The organism is Mesorhizobium sp., assembly GCF_004962925.1.
Lineage (GTDB): Bacteria > Pseudomonadota > Alphaproteobacteria > Rhizobiales > Rhizobiaceae > Mesorhizobium.
In genome coordinates this window covers 28,570-45,464 of sequence record NZ_SUEO01000024.1, presented here as the reverse complement: position 1 = coordinate 45,464, position 16,895 = coordinate 28,570, and the positions used below count along the sequence as shown (strand labels likewise).

19 protein-coding genes are annotated in these 16,895 nt (G+C 62.2%); 9 read left to right on the top strand and 10 right to left on the bottom strand.

The window, feature by feature from the left end:
- Positions 1-464 (bottom strand): helix-turn-helix domain-containing protein (locus E5W87_RS08130; protein ID WP_292395697.1); only part of this gene is annotated, 464 nt, incomplete at its 3' end.
- Positions 465-601: 137 nt separating this feature from the next.
- Here E5W87_RS08130 and E5W87_RS08125 point away from each other — a divergent pair.
- Both E5W87_RS08125 and E5W87_RS08120 read left to right on the top strand, forming a co-directional pair.
- Positions 602-1,333: a 3-oxoacid CoA-transferase subunit A gene (locus tag E5W87_RS08125; protein WP_292395695.1), complete on the top strand. Its 732-nt coding sequence runs from the start codon at positions 602-604 to the stop codon at positions 1,331-1,333.
- A 1-nt stretch (position 1,334) separates the two neighbouring features.
- Positions 1,335-2,006: a 3-oxoacid CoA-transferase subunit B gene (locus tag E5W87_RS08120; RefSeq protein WP_292395693.1), complete on the top strand. Its 672-nt coding sequence runs from the start codon at positions 1,335-1,337 to the stop codon at positions 2,004-2,006.
- Positions 2,007-2,184: 178 nt separating this feature from the next.
- Here the strand turns inward: E5W87_RS08120 and E5W87_RS08110 are convergent, their stop codons facing one another.
- From E5W87_RS08110 to E5W87_RS08080, 7 genes are all read right to left on the bottom strand, one after another.
- A complete protein-coding gene (locus tag E5W87_RS08110) occupies positions 2,185-3,234 on the bottom strand; it encodes a 3-carboxy-cis,cis-muconate cycloisomerase (RefSeq protein ID WP_292395691.1) in 1,050 nt (349 codons plus the stop codon).
- A complete protein-coding gene (gene pcaG / locus E5W87_RS08105) occupies positions 3,231-3,845 on the bottom strand; it encodes a protocatechuate 3,4-dioxygenase subunit alpha (protein ID WP_292395689.1) in 615 nt (204 codons plus the stop codon). Before pcaG ends, E5W87_RS08110 begins: the two co-directional genes overlap by 4 nt.
- Positions 3,845-4,603 carry a protocatechuate 3,4-dioxygenase subunit beta gene (gene pcaH / locus E5W87_RS08100; protein ID WP_292395687.1) on the bottom strand — a complete coding sequence of 253 codons (759 nt, stop codon included), beginning with the start codon at positions 4,601-4,603 and terminating at the stop codon, positions 3,845-3,847. The genes pcaG and pcaH overlap by 1 nt, the downstream gene beginning before the upstream one ends.
- On the bottom strand, positions 4,600-5,004 hold the full coding sequence (gene pcaC / locus E5W87_RS08095; protein WP_292395685.1) for a 4-carboxymuconolactone decarboxylase: 405 nt from the start codon (positions 5,002-5,004) through the stop codon (positions 4,600-4,602). Before pcaC ends, pcaH begins: the two co-directional genes overlap by 4 nt.
- The gene (pcaD, locus tag E5W87_RS08090) at positions 5,001-5,801 is read right to left on the bottom strand and encodes a 3-oxoadipate enol-lactonase (protein WP_292395701.1); all 801 of its coding nucleotides are present in this window, start codon (positions 5,799-5,801) and stop codon (positions 5,001-5,003) included. The genes pcaC and pcaD overlap by 4 nt, the downstream gene beginning before the upstream one ends.
- Positions 5,802-5,806: 5 nt before the next feature.
- Positions 5,807-7,699 (bottom strand): bifunctional sugar phosphate isomerase/epimerase/4-hydroxyphenylpyruvate dioxygenase family protein, encoded by a 1,893-nt coding sequence (locus E5W87_RS08085; protein ID WP_292395683.1) that lies wholly within the window; start codon positions 7,697-7,699, stop codon positions 5,807-5,809.
- Between the two features lie 84 nt (positions 7,700-7,783).
- Positions 7,784-8,470: a TetR/AcrR family transcriptional regulator gene (locus E5W87_RS08080; RefSeq protein WP_292395681.1), complete on the bottom strand. Its 687-nt coding sequence runs from the start codon at positions 8,468-8,470 to the stop codon at positions 7,784-7,786.
- 177 nt (positions 8,471-8,647) lie between these two features.
- Here E5W87_RS08080 and E5W87_RS08075 point away from each other — a divergent pair, with 177 nt between their 5' ends.
- The 7 genes from E5W87_RS08075 to E5W87_RS08045 all read left to right on the top strand — a co-directional run bounded on the left by E5W87_RS08075 (position 8,648) and on the right by E5W87_RS08045 (position 15,664).
- Positions 8,648-9,556 carry a shikimate dehydrogenase gene (locus E5W87_RS08075; RefSeq protein ID WP_292395678.1) on the top strand — a complete coding sequence of 303 codons (909 nt, stop codon included), beginning with the start codon at positions 8,648-8,650 and terminating at the stop codon, positions 9,554-9,556.
- Between the two features lie 47 nt (positions 9,557-9,603).
- The gene (gene dctP / locus E5W87_RS08070) at positions 9,604-10,590 is read left to right on the top strand and encodes a TRAP transporter substrate-binding protein DctP (protein ID WP_292395676.1); all 987 of its coding nucleotides are present in this window, start codon (positions 9,604-9,606) and stop codon (positions 10,588-10,590) included.
- 79 nt (positions 10,591-10,669) lie between these two features.
- Positions 10,670-11,188: a TRAP transporter small permease gene (locus E5W87_RS08065; RefSeq protein WP_292395674.1), complete on the top strand. Its 519-nt coding sequence runs from the start codon at positions 10,670-10,672 to the stop codon at positions 11,186-11,188.
- Positions 11,185-12,486 carry a TRAP transporter large permease gene (locus E5W87_RS08060; RefSeq protein ID WP_292395672.1) on the top strand — a complete coding sequence of 434 codons (1,302 nt, stop codon included), beginning with the start codon at positions 11,185-11,187 and terminating at the stop codon, positions 12,484-12,486. The genes E5W87_RS08065 and E5W87_RS08060 overlap by 4 nt, the downstream gene beginning before the upstream one ends.
- Before the next feature lie 4 nt (positions 12,487-12,490).
- On the top strand, positions 12,491-12,925 hold the full coding sequence (locus tag E5W87_RS08055; RefSeq protein WP_292395670.1) for a type II 3-dehydroquinate dehydratase: 435 nt from the start codon (positions 12,491-12,493) through the stop codon (positions 12,923-12,925).
- 173 nt (positions 12,926-13,098) lie between these two features.
- Entirely contained in the window at positions 13,099-13,854 is a 756-nt protein-coding gene (locus E5W87_RS08050; RefSeq protein WP_292395668.1) for a cyclase family protein, read from the top strand.
- 463 nt (positions 13,855-14,317) lie between these two features.
- Positions 14,318-15,664 carry an FAD-binding oxidoreductase gene (locus E5W87_RS08045; protein ID WP_292395666.1) on the top strand — a complete coding sequence of 449 codons (1,347 nt, stop codon included), beginning with the start codon at positions 14,318-14,320 and terminating at the stop codon, positions 15,662-15,664.
- A gap of 71 nt (positions 15,665-15,735) precedes the next feature.
- Here E5W87_RS08045 and E5W87_RS08040 read toward each other — a convergent pair whose 3' ends face one another.
- Both E5W87_RS08040 and E5W87_RS08035 read right to left on the bottom strand, forming a co-directional pair.
- Complete coding sequence (locus tag E5W87_RS08040) at positions 15,736-16,020, bottom strand: hypothetical protein (RefSeq protein ID WP_292395664.1); 285 nt, start codon at positions 16,018-16,020, stop codon at positions 15,736-15,738.
- 56 nt (positions 16,021-16,076) lie between these two features.
- Positions 16,077-16,895 (bottom strand): arginase family protein (locus E5W87_RS08035; protein WP_292395662.1); only part of this gene is annotated, 819 nt, incomplete at its 5' end.

Sequence of the window (16,895 nt, the reverse complement as noted above, 5' to 3'; positions counted from 1 at the left end):
GCCTCGGCCTCGGGCAGGGCGGCGAGCAGCACGCGGCCCATCGAGGTGCAATAGGCCGGCAAGCGCGAGCCGGGCATCAACGTGATCGACATTACCTTTCGCTGCGCCGCGCGGGCGACATAGACGATCTCGGCGCCATCGAGGATCGAGACCGAGGAGCTTTCCCCGATCTCGTCGGACAACTGGTCGAGCAGCGGCTGCACGAGTTGCGGCAGCGGCATGGTGGCGAGGCATGCCGTGCCCAGCCGCAGCACGCGCGGGGTCAGCGTGAAGAACTTCCCGTCATAATCGGCATAGCCGAGATGCGCGAGCGTCAGCAGGCACCGCCGTGTCGTCGCCCGGTCCAGCCCGGTGGCCGCCGCGACTTCGGAGATCGACTGGCGCGGGTGGTTGGGGCTGAACGTCTCGATCACAGCCAGGCCCTTGGCGAGGCCGCCCATCAGGTCGCGTTCGGTGACGGTCATGCTGCTTTTGCTTCGGCGTGTGCGATATACGAACAAATAAAATAATATCGCACAAACTGAATGGACGGAAGCCCGGGCCGGGCCTATCCCTCGCTTTGCCATGGGCGTTCTGCGCCACGGAGCTGAGAGGAACTCGGATGGACAAGACAGTCGCAGACCCCGCCACGGCGGTGGCGGGGATCGCAGACGGCATGACCGTCATGATCGGAGGCTTCGGGGGGGCAGGTTCGCCTATCGAGTTGATCCACGCGCTCATCGACCGTTTCCGCGCCGCGGGGCACCCAAAGAACCTGACGATCATCAACAACAACGCGGGCAACGGCCATGTCGGCCTCGCTGCGCTGATCGAGGCCGGGATGGTGAAGAAGCTGATCTGCTCCTTCCCGCGCTCTGCTGAACCGGTAGTGTTCACCGATCTTTATCTGGCCGCGAAGATCGAGCTGGAGCTGGTGCCGCAAGGCACGCTCGCCGAGCGCATCCGTGCGGGTGGGGCAGGAATCCCAGCCTTCTATACACCGACGTCCTACGGAACAGACCTCGCGAAGGGAAAGCCGGTCGCTGAGTTTGACGGGCAGTCCTATGTGCAGGAACGCTGGCTGAAGGCCGATGTGGCGCTCGTGAAGGCGCAGATTGCCGACACTCATGGCAATCTCACCTATCGGGCGGCCGCGCGGAACTTCAATCCGCTGATGTGCATGGCGGCGGCCCAGACCATCGTGCAGGCGACGCGGATCGTGCCGGCTGGAGGGATCGACCCCGAAATCGTCATCACCCCCGGCATCTTCGTCCAGAAGGTGGTCGCGGTCGCCCATCCACGGCAGGAAGAAGATCTGAACCGCGCGAACGCCGTCTATCCGGGAATTGCCTGAGATGATTGTGAAGCTGACCAACAACCAGATCGCCTGGCGCGCCGCGCAGGACATTCACGACGGCGCCTATGTCAATCTCGGCATCGGCTTTCCGGAGAAGGTGGCGCAGTACCAGCCGCCCGGCCGCGAGGCGATCTTTCACACCGAAAACGGGATCCTGAACTTCGGCGAGCCTCCGCCGAAAGGCGAAGAGGACTGGGATCTAATCAATGCCGGCAAGAAGGCGGTGACGCTGAAGCCTGGCGCCGCGTTCTTCCACCACGCGGACAGCTTCGCCATGGTGCGGGGCGGCCATCTGGATGTGGCGATCCTTGGCGCTTATGAGGTGGCCGAGAATGGCGACCTCGCCAACTGGTCGACAGGGCCGAAGGGGGTGCCGGCGGTAGGCGGCGCGATGGACCTCGTCCACGGTGCCAGGCGCGTTGCGGTGATTACCGATCACGTGACGAAAGACGGCAAGCCGAAGCTTCTGAGGCGTTGCACCCTGCCTCTGACCGGCGTCGGCTGCGTGACGCGCGTTTATACCTCGCTTGCGGTGATCGACATCGAGGGCGGTCGCTTCGTCCTGCGCGAGAAGCTGCCCGTATTGTCCCTTGATGATCTGCAGGCCGTCACTGGCGCCGAATTGCTGGTGACCGGCACCGTTGCCGACCTGATCGTTCCGGAGCTCTAGGATGACGGACGTATCACCGGTACGGCGGCACTCGAGTTGAGTCTGAACGGCGACAGGCGGTCTCTCTGCACTATGTGCATCGGCGTGGGACAAGGCATCGCCATCGCGCTGGAACGGGTCTGACACTGCGGAGGCGGGATGAAGAGACAGGCGGAAATCACGCCATTTATCGTCTATCCTATGCTCCGATCGCCGTAATGTTGCTTAGCAGCCTGTCCGCGACACAGGTCGATGCTCCAGCCGCCATGAGCATCTGCGGCAAGATCAACCATTCAAGCGTCCAGGCTGCACCAGAGCGCTCCTGCTCGTGGACGAGCGCATGATGCATCCCGGAGAGCTGGGCGGCGTTATAGCGGGCCAGCGTCACCAGCATCTCGGCATCGATGGGATTGCGCTTGTGCGCCATGGCCGACGATGAACCGCCGCCCGCCAGTTGCAGCTCGTCGCCTGCCTGCGCCATCAGCGCAATGTCCTGCCCGAACTTGCCGAGGCCGCCCGTCACAAGCGACAGCCAGTTGGCCAGCTCAGCGATGCGGTCGCGCTGGCTGTGCCATTGCGGCGCGTCGCCGAGGCTCAGCCGCTCGGCCAGCGCGGCACGGACGGCGGCTCCCTTGTCTGCGAACTTCTCGAGTGTCCCGACGGCGCCGCCGAACTGGATGACGAGAACCGACCTTCGCATCGATTGAAGCCGCTCGTGGTGGCGCACGAGCGGTTCGCGCCAGCTTGTGACGCGGTCGGCTACTGAAATCGAGATCGCCGCCTGCATACGCGTCCTGGCCATCAGCGGCCTGCCACCAAACCGATGGTCGAGATCGGCGAAGGCGACCACCAGAGCCGAAAGCCGTTCTTCCAACAGGTCGATACAGCCACGAATTCGCAGGATCATGGCCGTGTCGCTCACGTCCTGACTGGTCGCGCCGAAATGCACATGCTCCGAATGCGGCTCTCCCACAGCCTGCCTGATCTGCCGCACGAGCTCCGGTACCACGACGCCGTCGTGCGCCGTCGCGTCTCTCAGGGCCAAAATATTCGGCTGGAAGTTGTCGAGGGCGCGTCCGATTGCGCTTGCTGCAGCCGCCGGGACGATACCGAGTGCGCCTTCTGCGTCGGCGAGCGCTTTCTCGAATTGCAGCATCGTCGCAAGTTCGGCCTCGACGCCGAGCAGCGTCGCCATCTTCTCATCACCGAGAAGCCCGGACAGGAGCGGATTGTCGAATGCTGCGATCATATGTCGAAGAAGACCGTCTCGTTCATGCCCTGGAGGTGAATGTCGAACTTATAGATGTCGCCATCGCGTGGCGCGACCAGCGTTGACACGCGCTCTCTTTGCTCAATGCGCATCAGGACGGGATCCTCGGCGTTGGCCGCTTCCTCATCGCTGAAATACATGCGGGTGTGAAGGCCAATGTTGATTCCACGCGCGACGATCCAGACCGTCAAATGCGGCGCCATCTTGCGGCCGTCAAAAAAGGGCACTCGACCGGGTTTGATGGTCTCGAACATGCATTCGCCCGTCGTCATGTCGGTGGGCAGCCGGCCCCAGCCGGTAAAATTCGGGTCGGCGGAGCCGCGCAGATCCGAGGGCGAATTGTAGATGCCGGCGGCGTCCGCCTGCCAGATCTCCACAAGCGCGTCTTTCAGCGGCGAGTCGGCGCCGTCGATCACCCGGATATTGACCCTGATGCGTTCGCCCTTGGTCTTGTCGTTGACCATCGTGGCGCCAAGGTCGCGTTCATAGACGCCCGAGATGCCGGCAAAGTTGGGTGTCAGCCCTATATGGACGTAGGGTCCCGCGGTTTGCGAGGCGCTTTCCTTCAGCCGGCTGAGACCCTGGACCATCAGTTGCCCTCAATACGATTCTCGAACAGCGTCGAGCGGCGGCCGCGCAGTACAATGTCGAATTTGTATGCCCGCGCATCCATCGGTATCGTTGCCTCCATGTCGAGCGCGGCGGTGAGGCCTTCAATAGCGCGGCGGTCGTTGATGGTCCGCACGATCGGGCACCTCCAGATCATAGGGTCGCCCTCGAAATACATCTGGGTGATCAAGCGCTGAGCGAAGCCGTGCCCGAAGACCGAGAAATGGATGTGGGCTGGACGCCAGTCGTTGGGTCCATTGGGCCAGGGATATGGGCCCGGCTGGACCGTGCGGAAACAATAGGAGCCATCCTCGCCGGTGATGGTGCGGCCGCAGCCGCCGAAGTTCGGATCGAGTGGCGCGAGATAGGTTTCCTTCTTGTGTCGGTAGCGTCCGCCTGCATTGGCCTGCCATATCTCCAGCAGCGCGCCGGCGACGCCGATGCCGCGCTCGTCGAGTACGCGGCCATAGACGAGGATGCGCGGCCCGATCGCGCTTTCGCCCGGCCCGGCAAAATTGTGTATGAGGTCATTGTCCAGTTCACCGAGAATATTGTGGCCGAAGACCGGCCCCGTAAGCTCCGACAGGGTGTTGTCGAGGGAAAGAAGCGGCCGCTTCGGCGAGCGCAGCACGGAAGTCTTGTAGGCTGGCGTGAAGGCCGGCGGATGCCAGTTGCGGTCGCGCTGAAAGAAGGCGCCGATTTCCGGCGTGCGGTTGGCGGGAAAGCGCGAGCTGGTCATGATTTGCCGGCTTGAGAGTCCATTTCGTCGAACGTCTTCCTGGCGATCTTCATCGCATGATTTGCCGCCGGTACCCCGGCATAGATTGCCACATGCAGCAGCGCCTCGCGTATGTCGTCGCGCGTCGCCCCGGTATTGACGCTGGCGCGGATATGCATCGCAACCTCTTCATCCTGCTTCAGCGCGGCGAGCAGCGCGATGGTGATCATGGAACGCTCGCGCTTGGTGATGTTCGGCCGCGACCAGACGTGGCTCCATGCAGCCTCGGTGATCAGTTCCTGGAAAGGAATGTCGAATTCGGTCTTGGCCGCCTCTGCGCGGTCGACATGGGCGTCACCCAGGACAGAACGGCGCGTTGCCATCCCTTCGACGTGTCGGGCGCCGTGTTGTTGCTTGCTCATTTGCGCTCTCTTCGCATGTCGTTCAGGAAGCCACGGATCAGCCCGGCGAGCCTTTCCGGCTGCTCGACGCATGGGATGTGGCCCGCACCGGCGATGACTTCGAAGCCTGCGGCGGGGATCGAGCGGGCCAGCGCCTCCACCAGTGCAGGCGGCGTCGATCCGTCCTGATCGCCGACAATGCAGAGTGTCGGCACTTTGATCGCGGCGGTCGTCGCGGTGAAATCGGCGTCCCGGATAGCCGCGCAGGCAGCAGCGTAGCCGGCCGGATCCTGACGCGTCAGCATCGTTTTATAACCCGCCAGTTCCTCGCTGCGATTCTTATGGAAATCCGGCGTGAACCATTTTTGCATCACGTCGTCGGCAAAGCTCGCTATGCCCTCCGACAGCGTCGCGTTGATGCGCCCGTTCCACATCTCGGCCGTGCCGATCTTCGCTGCCGTATCGCAAAGGATCAACCCCTCGATCAAATCCGGCCGCGTCTTGTAAAGACATTGCGCAATGACGCCGCCGATCGAAAGCCCGCAGATCACCGCGCGCCTTACGCCAAGATGGTCAAGCAACCCTGCAAGGTCCGTCACATGGGTCTCGATTGTTTGCGGCGCGTCACCCAGTTCGCTCAGACCGTGTCCGCGCTTGTCAAACGCGACGAACGTACAGTCGTCGGCGAGCCTTCGCTCGACCTCGTTCCAGATGCGCATATCCGTGCCGAGCGAGTTCGCGAAGACGACCGTCGGCCTGCCTGCTGCGGGACGATGCCGATAGTGGATCGTCGCGCCGTTGATGCAAGCAAAGTTCATAGCGGTCATATCTTTGGCATTCCTTTGGGCCGCATCAACCGTTTTTGCGCGGCGATGCGGAATGGCGCGTTCGGCGCACCATATCCTGCATACGCGCCGCGCCGTTCAACGAACTCGATAATGAACCCCTCTCCGAATGTCGGCGCATAGAGCTGGAAAAATTCGCCGTTGTCGTCGCGGTCATAAAGGATATTGGCTGAGCGTAGCCGATCGGCAACCTCCGGATCCAAGCCGAAACGCGCTTCTACGTCGTCGTAGTAGTTCATCGATATCTGAAGCGGTTCGAAGCCGTTGGCCTGCAGCTTCGCCGCCGTCGCAAAGATGTCATCGGTCGCGAGTGCCAGATGCTGGACGCCGGAACCAAAAGTTTCGGCGATGAAATGGCCAGCCAGCGTGCGGTGGCTCTCGGCGCCGTTCAGCGTGAGGCGGAAGCGCTTGTCCAGACCTTCGATCACCTGGCTACGCACGAGGCCGGCCGGATCGACGATGTCGACCATGGGGGTCTTGGTCGTCCTGAAGATCGAGACATAGAACAGCAGCCAACTCGGCATCTCCTCCTGTGCCATGGTCTGCCCGACATGATCGATGCGGGTGAGGCCGACGCCATTGCCGGCACTTGCCGGCATGACCGGCGTAAACTCTATATCCCAGACCTTTGCCAGGTCGGTCTTGGCATCGAGGAAGTAGATCAGTCCGCCGCCGACGCCGCGGATCGCCGGGATCGACAACTCGCCGGGCCTAACCCGCTGGTGGAAGATCTCCGCGCCCAGCGCCTCGGCGCGCGCAACCGTGGCGACGGCGTCCTCGACCTTCAGGCCCATCGCATATGCCGACGTGCCATGGACAACAAAGGAAGAATGGGCGAAGCCCTGCCGCTCGGTATTGATGACAATATTGATCTCGCCCTGGCGGTATAGCGTGACGTCCTTCGAGACGTGCCGACCGGCCTCGACAAAGCCGAGCATGCGCAACAGCGATCCAAGCTGTCCGGCGTCCTGGCGATCGGCCGCGAACTCGATGAACTCGACTCCTCTGACCCCGATGCGGTCGGGCATGGGCGGGATAGCCATGTCGAGTGCCGGTTCTTCACGCCGAACCTGATCCATCAACCATACGAGCGAACGCCGTCCGTCAACGGAGATCGCCTTTGCCGACCCGCCCCGGAACTGGTCGTTGAAAATCTCGAGCGAGAGATAGCCGTCATAACCGGTTGCCGCGACCGCCTGCATGAACTGTCGCACCGGCAGATCGCCTTCGCCTGGCATGTTGCGGAAGTGCCGGCTCCAATAGAGCAAGTCCATTTCGATCAGCGGCGCGTCGGCGAGTTGGACAATGAAGATCTTGTCAGCGGGTATCGAACGGATGGAGCTGAGTTCAATCCTGCGGGCTAGCGTGTGGAAAGAATCCAGAACCAGCCCGATGTTCGGATGCCCAGTCCTGCGCACGATTTCCCACGCATCGCGATGGTCGTTGACGTGACGCCCCCAGGCCAATGCCTCGTAGCCGACGCGCAGGCCGCGCTTGGCGGCGCGCTCGCCAAGCTCGTGAAAGTCCATGGCCGCCCGGTCGATCCCGCCAAGCGAGACCGGCGACACCGACGAGCATACCAGCATCAGGTCGGTGCCGAGTTCCTGCATGACGTCGAACTTGCGCTCGGCACGATCGAAGGCGCGGTTGCGCTGGGGCTCCGGCAAACCCTCGAAGTCCCTGAAGGGCTGGAAGAGCGTTATGGTCAGACCTGTGTCATCAGCCATTCGGCCGACGTCGCGCGGTGAGCCATCAAAGGCTAGGAAATCGTTCTCGAAGATTTCAACACCGTCGAAGCCCGCGGCGGAAATTGCCGCGAATTTCTCCGCCAGGTCACCGGCGATCGACACCGTCGCGATCGAAGTCTTCAAACGCGCCTCCTCCCTGACCGTTATGAACGAACCAGTTCGTACATAATTAAGGTAACGCTGGCAGCACGGCAAGTTTCGGCGCGCTCAGCGTTCTGCGGGAGCTTCGTCCTTCGCGACAAAACGCAACAGCATCTCCACGCTGTTGCGTTTGAGCCGCTCGAGTTGTGCCGGCGCGCCGAAGTCGCGTCCGAAAATCATCGAAAAGGTGGCGCGATTGGAAACGTTGAAGAAGCACAGCGCGCTTACCTGCCAATGGAGTTCGACCGCGTCGAGCCCCGGCCGGAAGACTCCCTCTTCGACACCGCGTGAATAGATGCGAGAGATATGGTCGATCGCAGTCACGTTCAGTTCGCGGATCGCATCCGATTGTTCGAGGTATTGGCCGTGATGGATGTTCTCGATCATCACCATGCGGATGAATTCCTCGTGTCGGTGATGGTGGTCGAACGTGAACTCCACCAGGCGTGTCAATGCCGCCACGGGGGGCAAACCTTCAATATCAAGTTGGGCCTCGCCCTCGCGCACTTGGCGATATGAGTTCTCGAGCGCGCGCAGGTAGAGGCCCTCTTTATCGCCGAAGTAGTAGTAGATCATGCGCTTGCTGAAGCGTGTACGCGCCGCAATCTCGTCTATGCGCGCGCCCGATAAGCCGTTCAGGGCAAACTCCTTGGAGGCGATCTCCAGGATGTTGCGTCGCGTGCCCTCAGGGTCCTGGACACGCGTCGTGCTCGTTTCCGGCTTCGGCTTTCGTTCTTTCTTGATAACGGCCATGCAGTTTGAGTTCCCGCCCCGGCATCTGCCGGCAATTGACTAAACTAACCAGTTAGTACATCATTCGCAAATCGCGACGAACTTATTTACCGGCGCGTCTGTCGCGAACACAAGGGCGATCCAAGAATTGCCGCGCATGGGCCAGAAGGCGGCCCGCACAGGGAGGAATCTCGGGAGATGGGCGACAGCCTTGTCGACCTCCTTTGCCGTCTTGCGGACGAGCATAAGGGTGCCGCCAGCGGCGACAGCGAAAAGGTCGTGATTGGCCTGGTCGGACGCGGCATTCAATCCTCGCGCACTCCCGGCATGCACGAGCGTGAAGCCCGGCGCCTTGGCATCGGCTATTCGTACCTTTTGCTCGATTTCGACAGGCTGGGATTTCCGGACGCGGCGATCGGCGACTTGATCGCGGCGGCGCAAATTGCGGGCTTTCAGGGCCTCAACGTCACTCATCCGTTTAAACAGGCTGTTATTCCCGTCCTGGATGCGTTGTCGCCCGAAGCGCGCGCGATAGGCGCGGTGAATACGGTCGTGTTCGCCGGCGGACGCAAGGAAGGCCACAACACCGACGGCTGGGGTTTCGCGGAGAGCTTTCGCGAAGCGATGACAGGCGCATCTATGGGCAGTGTTGCGATGTTCGGCGCCGGCGGAGCAGGCGCCGCCGTCGCCAATGCGCTGATGGAAATGGGCGTTGGCCGGCTGTTCGTCGTCGACAGCCAGCCCAGTCGCGCCTCGGATCTTGCCGCGCGCATGGGCGCCTTGTTCGACGGTCGCGTCGAGACGTGGCCGGACCCGGCTGCAGCGGTGCGCATGGCAAACGGCATCGTCAACACGACCCCGGTGGGCATGGCGAAATACCCCGGAACACCGTTCGACACGGCTCTTCTGACAGCCGAAAAATGGGTCGCCGACATAATCTATTTTCCGACCGAAACAGAGCTGTTGGTCGCGGCCCGTGCGATCGGCTGCAGAACGCTGCCGGGCATCGGCATGGCGATCTACCAGGCCGTCCGCGCGTTTGAACTCTTCACCGGGCGCAAGGCCGACCGCCGCGCCATGGCAGATCACTTCGAGGCCGCCGCATGAAGGCAATGACGCTATAACCGCATGAAGACCACTGGGAGGAAATCGACATGAAAGCTGAAATGAACCGACGCATGTTTATGGTCGCTGCCGGCGCACTGGCGGCCGGGGCCGCCGTTCCCGCCTTCGCGCAGGACAAACCGAAGCTGCGTTTCTCGGCCGTGTTCTCGGAACAGGACATCCGGGCCGAGATGATGAAAATGTTCGCCGACGCCATCAAGGACGACTTTGCTTTCGAGGGTTATTACGGCGGCAACCTGTTCAAGCAGGGCACCGAACTTGTCGCCATCGAGCGCGGCAACCTCGAAATGGGCAACATCGCCCCGCAGGACATCTCCAAGCAGATTCCGGCCTGGTCTATCGTCACCGCCGGCTACCTGTTCCGTGACGCCGCGCACCTGAAGGCGTTCTTTGCCAGCGACGCCGGTGCTGAGCTGAAGAAGATGACCGAGGACCAGCTAGGCGTGAGGGTGCTCGGCCCCACTTATTTCGGCCTGCGTCAGGTCGGCCTGAAGCCCGATAAGGAAATCAAGACCCCCGCCGACATGGCCGGCATCAAGCTGCGCATGCCGGGTGGCGACGCCTGGCAATTCCTCGGCCAGGCGCTCGGCGCGGATCCTACGCCAATGGCCTACGCCGAGGTCTATACCGGCCTGCAGACAGGAGCGATCGATGGGCAGGACAACCCTCTGCCCAACGTCGAGAACATGAAATTCTACGAGGTCATGTCGCAGATCGTGCTGACCTCGCATCTTGTCGGTTTCGACCTTCTCAGCATCTCGAAAAAGGTGTGGGACGAGATGGGGGCCGAGAAGCAGGCAAAGGTCCAGGCCGCGGCGGACAAGGCGATCGACTTCTCGACAGAAAAACACCTGACGCGCGAGAAGGAACTCGTTGAAACATTCAAGGGCAAAGGCTTGAAGATCTACGAGCCCGACGTCGCTGCATTCCGCAAGCACGTGCAGGAGCGATATCTTGCCTCCGACCTGGCCAAGGAATGGCCGGCCGGGATGGTCGACAAGATCAACGCGCTTTGACGCGACGAACTCGCCGGCCGGTCCGCTTGTGACCGGCTGGCCTCAACTCGTTTAGCCGGACGCCCGCCAGGGAGGCATGATGAACCAGGGATTGAGAAAGGTCGGCGGCTGGCTCTACCGGCGCGCCGAGAACGCCATCGCCATCGCAATCGGCGCCATGTTCGCCGCGTTTCTGCTCCAGGTTGCTTTTCGCTACCTTCTCAACTGGCCGACCGGCTGGAGCAACGAGCTCACCGTCGTACTCTGGATTTGGGTTGTGCTGTTCGGTGCAGCATTCGTCGTTCGTGAGGAAGAGGAAATCCGTTTTGATCTCCTCTACGCCGCAGTCGGTCCGGACATAAGGCGAGCGATGACGCTCGCCTTCGCAATCGCTCTCATCGCGCTCTACGGCTGGTCCTTTCCGGCCGTCTTCGACTACGTGACCTTCATGAAGGTCGAGAGCACCGCCTACCTCAAGATACGCTTCGACTGGCTGTTCTCGATCTATCTCGTCTTCGTGGTCGCCGTGATCGCCCGCTACCTGTGGCTTGCGTGGCGTGCTCTGCGCGGCGAAGCACCGGCGGAATTTGACCCTACGAAAGCGAGCTCCGGCGTATGAATCTCGCGAGCCCCTTTTCGCTGTCAGTCGTTGCGATCACGGCGCTGGCCTTGCTCGGCCTGCCGATCGGTCACTCGATGATCGCCGGGTCGATCCTCTATCTCTGGCTTGCAGGGCTCGACATGGGCACGTCCGCCGAGCAGCTCCTCAACGGGCTCTACACGAGCTACATTCTGCTTGCCGTACCGATGTTCATTCTCGCTGCGGAGTTGATGAACGCCGGAACAATGACCGACCGGCTGCTGCAATTCTGCAACGCCGTCGTCGGCCGTTTCCGCGGCGGCCTGGCGCAGGTCAACGTGCTGCAGTCGATCATCTTCGCCGGCATGTCCGGCTCGGCCATCGCCGACGCCGCGGGCACCGGCAAGATGATGCAGAAACTCATGACCACGGATGGCAAGTACCCGGCGAGCTATGCCGCTGCGCTGACGGCCGTCACCTCCGTCATCGGCCCGATCATTCCTCCGTCAATTCCGCTGGTCATCTATGCGCTGATCTCGGATGCATCCATCGGCTACCTCTTCATTGCGGGTATCGTGCCGGGCCTTCTTCTCGCCCTGTCGCAGATGATTATCGTCGCCATCGACGCGCGCCGGAAGAACTTTCCGGTCGAGAAGCCGGTGCCGCTCAGGGAATTTCCGGGGATCACCTTGCGCGCATTTCCGGCGCTGATGCTGCCGGTCGTTTTGCTCGTCGGCATAAGGGGCGGCGTGATGACCCCGACCGAGGCTGCGGCGGTCGCCGCCGGCTACGCGCTGCTCATCTCGGTCGCGATCTATCGCAGCGTGACGCCGGGTCAGCTCTACCATGCGCTTCTCAACAGCGCCCGCACCACGGCCTCGATCGGCATGCTCATCGCCGGCGCCCTGGTGTTCAACTACGTTGTCACGGTTGAGAATATTCCGCAGTCCCTGTCGGTGATCCTGCAGTCCTGGGATCTTTCGCCGATGGGATTCCTGATCCTCGTCAACATCCTGCTGCTGATCCTGGGCTGCGTGCTGGAGGGGACGACTATTCTGCTGGTAATCGTGCCGGTGCTGATTCCGACGGCGAAGGCGCTCGGCGTCGACATGGTGCATTTCGGCGTAATGGTCGTCGTCAACATCATGCTCGGGCTCGTCACCCCACCCTACGGGTTGCTGCTGTTCATCATGACCCGCATCGCAGAGGTGCCGCTGCGCGACCTGGTGCACGAGGTAATGCCGTTTCTCTACGCCATGATTGCCGCCCTGATGCTGATCACCTTCTTCCCATCGCTGGTGCTGTGGCTGCCGCGCCTGCTGGGCTATCAAGGATAGGACCATGACCAAGCCGATCTTCGTTCTCAACGGCCCAAACCTCAATCGCCTGGGCAGCCGCGAGCCGGAAATCTACGGGACGACGACGCTTGCCGAGATCGAGACGATGTGCCGGAAGGCCGCAGACGGGCTTTCAGTCCGCTTTCACCAGTCGAATTTCGAGGGCGAGATCGTCGGCTGGATCCACGAGGCGATCGACCAGGGCGCCGGCATCATCATCAACCCGGCGGGCTTCTCGTTCACCTCGATTGCCATCCTCGACGCACTCAAGATGTTTCCTGGACCGATCATTGAGCTCCACATTTCCAACATCCACCGACGCGAGGAAATCTATCACAAATCGCTCGTCTCGATGGTGGCGACGGCGGTCATCGCCGGTTTGGGGCCGCGAGGATACGCCACCGCGGTCAATTCGCTGAAGCAACTGATGGAAGGTTAGGTAAGGCCACACGCAAGGCGTGAAATCCGTAGCGGGAATATACTAACTGGATAGTACGACAATCGTCTCGTTAAGATCGCCAATGGGAAGGAAAAAACATGTGCCCTCCGGGATGCCTGCATTCAATCTGTGAGAAAGCCACACGTAGAGGTCTTCTCAAAACCGGCTTCACTTTGGGCCTCGGCGCCGCCGCGGCGGCGTTTCCTGGTACGCCACAAGCCCAGGCCGCTCCAACGAGCTTCACCGAGACGGTCGACCTTTCGCACGCGCTCTATGAAGGGTTTCCGACCTTTAGCGGCGAGAAATGGTTCACCGTCGAACATTTGGTCACCTTCTCAAAGGACAAGGTGAACCTGAACCGCTGGACGATCGTCGAACACAGTGGCACCCATATGGACGCGCCCATCCATTTTTCTGCCGATGGTTTGACGGCCGATCTGATTCCCATCTCCGACCTGATCGTGCCTGTCGCGGTCATCAATATTGCTTCGCGGGCGGCCGAGAATGCGGACACATCTCTCACCCCGGACGATATCAAGGCGTGGGAGGCAAAGAACGGGCCTCTTCCGGAGGGATGCTGCGTGGTGATGAATTCCGGATGGCACAAGCTTGTGGACGATCCAAAGTTCACCGGCAATGACGGCGAGAAGAGAAATCATACCCCCGGCTTTCACGTCGAGAGTGCGCAATTCCTGATAGGCGAGCGAAATGTTAAGGGCATTGGAGTCGACACCCTCTCCCTCGACACGGGGCTTAACTCGGCCGGGGCGTTTCCCGTCCACTACGAATGGCTTGGAAGCGGTCGCTGGGGCGTCGAGTGCCTTGCAAATCTAGACGCGATTCCTGAAGTCGGAGCGCGTCTCTTCCTCGGGATTCCGAAGGTGAAGGGCGCGACGGGCGGGCCGACTCGGGTGATCGCGCTTCTCTAGATCCACCCGGTTACGACTGCGGTAAAAGACGGTCGTTTGGAAAGTCGAGCTTGGATGGCCCAGAACGCCAAGAGGACCAAGCGCAATCACCACGGACTCTGGCCGACGTCTTCGCTGCTTCCATCAATGAGCCCGAGGCGACGGCTATCCTCGCCAACGGCTTGGGGCGAGCAGGTATTGGGCGGCACGACCACAAGCTGAGGATTTCGGGCAGTTCGGTCTGAGCGGCGCAAAGGCCGCGATGCTTTTTCTCGGGTCCGGCCCCGACTGGCCACTAGTCCATACTCCCGAATACGACTTCCGCCACGAACTGATCCCGGTGGGCATCCGGACATTTTCGGAAAACGTTGGCGGTCTTTCTGGAAAACAGCTGAATGCGATCATCTGCTATGTCTTGCCGACCGATTCTACCCGCAAAAGTGTGCGGATGAGGCGATGTGACCAAGAGAAAGACAGGCTGCCATTGACAACCTTCCCGTTCAGCGAAGCCACTCCGGTGCAGTTTCAGGCGCTGCTGCCGAAGACATCCGACGTCGTGATCGTTGGCGGCGGCATCATCGGCGTGATGACGGCGCTGTTTCTGGCGCGACGGAACATCTCGGTCACGCTTGTCGAGAAGGGCCGCATCGCGGCCGAGCAGTCATCGCGCAACTGGGGTTGGATCCGGCAGCAGGGCCGCGACGCCGACGAACTGCCGATCATGATCGAAGCGCGCCGCCTCTGGCGGCAACTTGCTGAGGAATGCGGCGAGGAGATCGGCCTGAGGCAGACCGGTATCACATACCTTGCGCGCACCGACACGGAGATGGCCGCGTTTTCTGAGTTCGTGCGGATCGCCGGCGCACACGATGTCGACACACGCCTCCTCGACCCGAATGACGTCGCGGACCTGATCCCCGCCATGTCGCGGCGCTACAGGGGCGGGATGACGACTCCGTCGGACATGCGGGCCGAGCCTTGGGTTGCCGTGCCGGCGATCGCTCGCCTGGCCGCCCGGGAAGGCGTCACGATCATCGAGAATTGCGCGGCGCGGATGCTTGACCGCTCCGCCGGCCGGGTCAGCGGCGTCTGGACCGAGAAGGGCCGCATCGCTGCCTCGAACGTTCTCGTCGCCAGCGGCGCGTGGACGTCGCTCTTCCTGCGCGCGCATGGCATCTCGATCCCGCAGCTCAGCGTCAGGTCGACCGTCGCCGCGACCGAGCCGATGCCCGAGATTCATGCGGGGGCCGCCACCGACGAACACATCGCCTTCCGGCGGCGGCAGGATGGCGGCTATACGCTCGCGTCGGGCGGTGCCAGCCAGCTCTATGTCGGCCCGGACGCATTCCGGCATGCGATCAAATACGTTTCCGCCTTGAGGGCAAATCCCCTGGGCATGCGATACCTCCCGGCCGCGCCAAAGGGATATCCGGATGCCTGGTCGACGCCGCGCAAGTGGGACGCGACCCAGGAAAGCCCGTTCGAGCGGATGCGCATCCTGAACCCCGCTCCCGAATCCTCCGGGCTCCGCTCGATCGAGCGCGGGTTCAGGGAGCTTTTCCCTCAGTTCAAGGACGTGCGGCTGAAGGCGAGTTGGGCGGGCATGATCGATGCGATGCCGGACGTGGTACCCGTCGTCGATCGCGTAGCCGAGATTCCAGGCCTCGTCGTTGCGACTGGGATGAGCGGCCACGGCTTCGGCATCGGGCCCGGCATAGGCCGCGTCGTGTCGGACCTGATCCAGGGGAATGAGGTTGGCCACAACCTCAATCGGTTCCGCGTCTCGCGATTCAGCGACGGCAGCCCGATCCGACTGGGGCCAGCCCTGTAGCCCCCATGCCGATCATAACGACGGTGTTTGAGGCATGTCGCCGGCGGAATGATGGGGACTGCTACGCAGGCTCACCCGCCGGAATCTCCGGCATAGCGGTTCATGCCGATATCCTTCGATGCGGCGCGCCGATGGATTTCGGCCATGGCGGAGTGGAACACCGCGTTCCGTGTCTCCAGTTCGGCATGCGCGGCGAGGTGCGCCGGGACAAGCTCACGGATCTCGGCCAGTATGGCGGCTTCGTCGATCGTTTGCAGGCGGCCATCGTGGACGACGATCTGCCCGGCTACCATGACCGTTTCGATGGAAGAACCGTTCTCGGCATAGACGAGATGCTTGGCGATATCGTTGAGCATCGTGATGGACGCCCATATCCTCGACGCCGGTCATTTCCTGCTCGAAAGCCGCCCGCTTAAGCGGGTGCGGAAGTTCCGAGAGCTACGGCCAGGACATCAGCAAGGCCACGGCCGGCACTGCCGTCGACATCGAGGCGCGGATTGTAGATGGCGACCTCGAGCCCGACCGCCTTTCTGCTCGCCAGGATGATCCGGAGCGCCGCCGACAGTTCGTCCCACGACAGCCCGCCCGGTACGCGGAAATCGACCGCCGGCATGATCGTATCGTCAAGACAATCGGCGTCAAGATGGATGAAGAAGCCGTCGAGTTCAGCCCGTGTCAGGTGGTCAACGGCCGCCCGGGCCGCGGCTTCGACGCCCAGGCGGCGGATCGCGTGGAGATCGTAGGCCATGAGCTCCGCTGGCAAAGGCTGGCTGCCGAATTCGGCCTGGTCTTCATGGTCGCGAAATGCGAAGGCGACAGCGTCCTCGGAGCGCACCAACGGACGGCGGCCCTCCAGGTCGGTCAGCAGCGCCGGCCCGTAGCCGGTGACGAAGGCCAGGTCCATGGACGCACCTTCGCCGTTGGGCTCGGCCTCGGGCTGGAAGAAGTCAGCGTGGCCATCGATAAAGAACAGGCCGTAGCGACCGCGCCGGCGCAGCGCGAGCATCGGACCCAGCACGATCGTACAGTCGCCGCCCAGCACCACTGGGAATTCGCCTGCGTCCAGCACCTCCTCCACGGCATTGGCGAGCTTGGGCGACCACGCCGCGATCGCATTGGCATTCAGCGTCAGGGTGGCGGGGTCGGGCTTCGGGTCTTTCGGCGGGACGGCGAGCCGCCCGGCACGGCGCGCATGAGTGCGGTCGGCAAGGCCCAGTTCCAGCAGCCGACC

Coding starts and splice junctions, on each gene's coding strand:
- E5W87_RS08125 (WP_292395695.1), top strand. CDS start 602: ATGGACAAGACAGTCGCAGACCCCGCCACGGCGGTGGCGGGGATCGCA.
- E5W87_RS08120 (WP_292395693.1), top strand. CDS start 1,335: ATGATTGTGAAGCTGACCAACAACCAGATCGCCTGGCGCGCCGCGCAG.
- E5W87_RS08110 (WP_292395691.1), bottom strand. CDS start 3,234: ATGATCGCAGCATTCGACAATCCGCTCCTGTCCGGGCTTCTCGGTGAT.
- pcaG (WP_292395689.1), bottom strand. CDS start 3,845: ATGGTCCAGGGTCTCAGCCGGCTGAAGGAAAGCGCCTCGCAAACCGCG.
- pcaH (WP_292395687.1), bottom strand. CDS start 4,603: ATGACCAGCTCGCGCTTTCCCGCCAACCGCACGCCGGAAATCGGCGCC.
- pcaC (WP_292395685.1), bottom strand. CDS start 5,004: ATGAGCAAGCAACAACACGGCGCCCGACACGTCGAAGGGATGGCAACG.
- pcaD (WP_292395701.1), bottom strand. CDS start 5,801: ATGAACTTTGCTTGCATCAACGGCGCGACGATCCACTATCGGCATCGT.
- E5W87_RS08080 (WP_292395681.1), bottom strand. CDS start 8,470: ATGGCCGTTATCAAGAAAGAACGAAAGCCGAAGCCGGAAACGAGCACG.
- E5W87_RS08075 (WP_292395678.1), top strand. CDS start 8,648: ATGGGCGACAGCCTTGTCGACCTCCTTTGCCGTCTTGCGGACGAGCAT.
- dctP (WP_292395676.1), top strand. CDS start 9,604: ATGAAAGCTGAAATGAACCGACGCATGTTTATGGTCGCTGCCGGCGCA.
- E5W87_RS08065 (WP_292395674.1), top strand. CDS start 10,670: ATGAACCAGGGATTGAGAAAGGTCGGCGGCTGGCTCTACCGGCGCGCC.
- E5W87_RS08060 (WP_292395672.1), top strand. CDS start 11,185: ATGAATCTCGCGAGCCCCTTTTCGCTGTCAGTCGTTGCGATCACGGCG.
- E5W87_RS08055 (WP_292395670.1), top strand. CDS start 12,491: ATGACCAAGCCGATCTTCGTTCTCAACGGCCCAAACCTCAATCGCCTG.
- E5W87_RS08040 (WP_292395664.1), bottom strand. CDS start 16,020: ATGCTCAACGATATCGCCAAGCATCTCGTCTATGCCGAGAACGGTTCT.